The sequence below is a fragment of the Streptomyces globisporus genome, assembly GCF_003501885.1.
In the GTDB taxonomy this organism is placed as follows: Bacteria; Actinomycetota; Actinomycetes; order Streptomycetales; family Streptomycetaceae; genus Streptomyces; species Streptomyces globisporus_D.
In genome coordinates, this window is record NZ_QWFA01000371.1 from 1 (window position 1) to 4,068 (window position 4,068).

The 4,068-nt window shown below is 73.5% G+C and carries 2 protein-coding genes, 1 other RNA gene and 1 pseudogene; 2 read left to right on the forward strand and 2 right to left on the reverse strand.

Annotation, left to right across the window (positions count from 1 at the left end):
- On the forward strand, positions 1 to 615 hold a 615-nt coding region (bglS, locus tag D3105_RS33595), incomplete at its 5' end, for a beta-glucanase (RefSeq protein ID WP_118906573.1).
- An 81-nt stretch (positions 616 to 696) separates the two neighbouring features.
- Here bglS and rnpB read toward each other — a convergent pair.
- Positions 697 to 1,106, reverse strand: an RNA gene (gene rnpB, locus D3105_RS33600) — RNase P RNA component class A.
- A gap of 97 nt (positions 1,107 to 1,203) precedes the next feature.
- Here rnpB and D3105_RS33605 point away from each other — a divergent pair.
- A pseudogene (locus D3105_RS33605) lies at positions 1,204 to 1,880 on the forward strand (MerR family transcriptional regulator).
- 713 nt (positions 1,881 to 2,593) lie between these two features.
- Here the strand turns inward: D3105_RS33605 and D3105_RS33615 are convergent.
- Complete coding sequence (locus tag D3105_RS33615) at positions 2,594 to 4,021, reverse strand: RNB domain-containing ribonuclease (RefSeq protein WP_118906574.1); 1,428 nt, start codon at positions 4,019 to 4,021, stop codon at positions 2,594 to 2,596.
- Positions 4,022 to 4,068 lie beyond the last annotated feature (47 nt).

Below are 4,068 nucleotides of genomic sequence, written 5' to 3' on the forward strand. Positions count from 1 at the left end.
GCCGACGGCTGGTCCAACGGAGGCATGTTCAACGTCGGCTGGCGCGCCGACCACACCTGGTTCAACGGCGGCGTCATGGGCCAGAACCTCGACGTCGCCACCTGCCCCTCCGGCTGCTCGGGCAAGCCCTACGCGTCCGGTGAGTACCGCACCGACGAGCTGTACTCGTACGGCCGCTTCGAGGCCCGGCTCCAGGCGGTCAAGCGCGAAGGCGTCGTGACCGGGTTCTTCACGTACACCGGGCCGAGCGACGGTCAGCCCTGGGACGAGATCGACGTCGAGATCCTCGGCAAGAACACCACCCAGATGCAGACCAACTACTTCACCAACGGTGTCGGCGGCCACGAGACCGTCATCGACCTCGGGTTCGACGCCTCCGCCGGCTACCACGACTACGCCATCGAGTGGTGGAACCAGGGCACCATCAACTGGTTCGTGGACGGCAGGCTCGTCCACCAGGAGAACGGCTCCCGCGGCCCGCTCCCCACCCGCCCGATGCGCATCATGACCAACCTGTGGCCGGGCATCGGGGTCGACGGCTGGCTCGGCCCGTTCACGTATCCGGGCACGCCGCTGACCGCCCGCTACGACTGGATCAAGTACACGAAGTACTGATGCCGGCGAAGGAAGTGAGGACGTAAGGACCCAGAGCAAGAGCCCCTGGCCGGCTCAACGCCGGTCAGGGGCTCTTGGCGGCAGACGAGTCGTGCTGTACGCCGGGTTCTGTCTCCCGGTCGCCTCGCGGCGGCCGGGGAGACGGCCATCCATCTAGGGCCGGCATTGCTGCCGGCCTCGTGCGGTCTACCCGCGAACTCGGGCGAGCAGCCCTCGAACGTCCGCGCAGGGCCGTCCCGTTTCCGGCACGGCCCCTCTTGACCTTGCTCCGGGTGGGGTTTACCTAGCCGCCTGAGTCACCTCAGGCGCTGGTGGTCTCTTACACCACCGTTTCACCCTTACCCGCGACCGAAGTCCCGGGCGGTCTGTTTTCTGTGGCACTGTCCCGCGGGTCACCCCGGGTGGCCGTTAGCCACCACCCTGCTCTGTGGAGCCCGGACGTTCCTCGGGAGAACCCCGAAGGATCCTCACGCGGCCGTCCGCACGGCTCGTCTGCCGTGCCGCACATACTACCGGGAGGAAACACCGGGTCGCGGCGCCCGCAGCGCCGCTTGACCTTGTCGCAGCGTCAACGTTTCTACTGGCCGCATGCTGATCGGAGAGATCGCCGCGCTCGTCGGAGTCACCTCCCGGGCCGTCCGGCACTACCACCACATCGGCCTGCTGCCCGAGCCCGCCCGACAGGCCAACGGCTATCGGGCGTACACCGTCCGGGACGCCGTGCTGCTGGCCCGGATCCGGCGGCTGACGGAGATCGGGCTCTCGCTGGACGAGGTGCGGGACGTGCTCGCCGATGACGCGGGGCGGGAGCTGGGCGAGGTGCTCGCGGAGCTGGACGCCGATCTGGCGCGGCAGGAGCGGGAGATCCAGGAGCGGCGGCAGGTGCTGGCCGTGCTGCTGGAGGCGCCGCTCACCTCGGCCGGGCCGCTCTCCCCCGCCCTCGCGGCGCTTTTGGAGCACGCGCCCGCCACCACCTCCCCCGCCGCCGCGAAGGACCGCGAGCATCTGGCGTTGCTCTGGCGCTGTACGAGCGGCTCGACGAGCTGGAGGGGGCCGGGGTGGACGATCCGCGGATCGCGCCGCTGGCGGCCGAGCTGGCCGCCGCCGTGCCGGACGAGGTTCTGGCGGTCATCCCCGAGGGGGTGCCGTCGGCGACGGGGTTCGGGCGGGTGCTGCTCGACGACTATCCGCCCGCGCAGCGCGCGGTGGTGCGCCGTGTGATGGGGGCGCTGGCCGAGCGGGTGCGGAGGAGGGGGACGTCGTGAGCGCGGGAAGAACGCTGGGGCTGCGGGCGGCTCGGGTCGCGGTGTGGGCGGTGCTGCCCGGGGAAGTGGCGCTGGCGGTCTGCCTGGTGGCCGGGGTGCGGATGCCGGGTGCCGTTCTGCTGGGGGCCGAGGCGCTGGTCGTCGGGATGCTCGCGCTGGAGGCGTACGTGATGTGGCCGCTGTACGCCGCCCGGCGGCGGGCCGGCGGCGGGCGGCGGGAGGCCGGGCTCGCGGCGGTGCGTGCGGTGGTGCCGGTGGCCGTGCGACGGCTGATCGGGCACGAGTTCCGGGCGCTGCACAGCCTCGGGCTGTGGGCCGTACGCCGCCGCCACCGGATTCCGGAAGGGGCCCGGTCCTTCTCGTACACCGAACCGCAGACCGGGATCATGTGGACGATCCTCTTCGTCTCCGTCGTCGAGACCGTGGTGCTGNCATCGTCTCCGCCCGGGTGGAGCGGCGCTACGACGGCGGCGGGCTCGTGCGGGTCGATGAGGACGGGGTCCTCGACCTGGCGGTGGGGAGCCGGACGACGGTGACCGTGGAGCTGACGGGGCCGGGGGAGTTCGTACGGCCTCTGGGGCGGCGCGGGAGTGCGCGGACGCTCCGGTTCCACGCGGACGATCCCCGGGCGGTCGTCGCCGCGCTCACCGCTGCCGGGCGGGCCGCGCCGCGCGCGCTCGCACCGGAGGGGGCCACACCGCCCCGCGTCTCGCTCACGCCGGAGCGAACAGCACCGTCCTCGCCGCCGGCCCCGACCGCGTGAGCCGGACCCGCAGCCGCTCCCCCAGCGGCAGCGGGGCCGTACCACCCTCGATCCGGCCGACGATCGCCGGGTCCCGGAGGTGGATCGTGCCGATGGACGGGTCCCGGTCGTGGACGTCGACGACGTACGCGTCGAAGAGTTCGCCCTCGCGCCCCTCCAGCAGCGCCGCCTCGACCAGATCGACGCAGGCCCGCTCCACGGTGCCCGCGCGGCGCGTCCCCTCGGCCATCTCTTTCGGGAGGGCGGGGAGGGCCTCCCGTACCCACTCGGGCGCCTCCTTCCCCTGTGTCGCGGCGAGGCAGAGCTCGGAGGCGTACCGGTCGACCAGGCGGCGCAGCGGTGCGGTGCAGTGCGTGTAGAGGTCGGCGACCGCGGCGTGCACGGCGGGGTCGGGCAGGTCGCCGCCCTCGAAGACGGTGTAGCCCGCGCCGCGCAGCAGGGTGGTGCACTCCTGCAGGAACGCCGCGTGGTTGCTCTTCCCCGGGTCGAGGGAGCGGACGACCTCGGCGTACGGGACGTGGTGCGGCCAGTCGATGCGCAGGGCGTGGGCGAAGCGGCGCAGCCGGGCGACGGCCCCGTCGGGCGCGAGCGGCAGGGTGCGCAGGATGCCGGTGCCAGCGTCGGCCATGAGACGGGCGGCGGCCATCCCGGTGAGGAGCGAGATCTGCGCGTTCCAGGCCTCGGCGGGGAGCGTGGCGCGGTAGACGAGGTCGTACGAGCCGTCGTGCTCGACGATCTCCTGCTCGGGGACGTCGAGCGAGATGCCGCCCCGGGCCACTTCCTGTTCGGCGCGCAGCCGTCCGATGTCCCGGAGCAGGGCGAGCGGCTCCTCGGCGGTGCCCGTGTCGATCTGCCGCTGGACGCCCGCGTAGTCGAGCTTCGCGCGGCTGCGGACCAGGGCCCGCCGTACGTCGGTGGCGACGGCCACCCCGTCGCGGTCCAGGTCGATCCGCCACAGCGCGGCCGGTCGGGTCTCGCCGGGGAGGAGGCTGGCGGCCCCCTCGGAGAGGACGGCGGGGTGGAGGGGGATCCGGTCGTCGGGGAAGTAGAGGGTGGTGACCCGGCGGTGGGCCTCGGCGTCGAGCGCGCCGCCCGGCCGGACGAATGCGGCGACGTCGGCGATGGCGTAGAACACCCGGTAGCCGCGCCCGTCCCGGCGGCGCTCCAGGTGCATCGCCTGGTCGAGGTCGGTGGAGGCGGGCGGGTCGATGGTGAGGAAGGGGAGGTCGGTGGCGTCCAGGTGGGCCGACAGGTCCGGGGCCCGGGCCGCCTGCTCCGCCTCCGCGAGCACCTCGGGCGGGAAGGCGCCGGGCAGGTCGAGTTCGGTGCGCAGCGCCCGCAGGGCGGCCCCGAGCGAGCAGTCGGCTGCGCCGGTCATACGCAGGTGGCGGCGGGGCATGGCCCGAGCGTAGGCCGGGAGGGGGC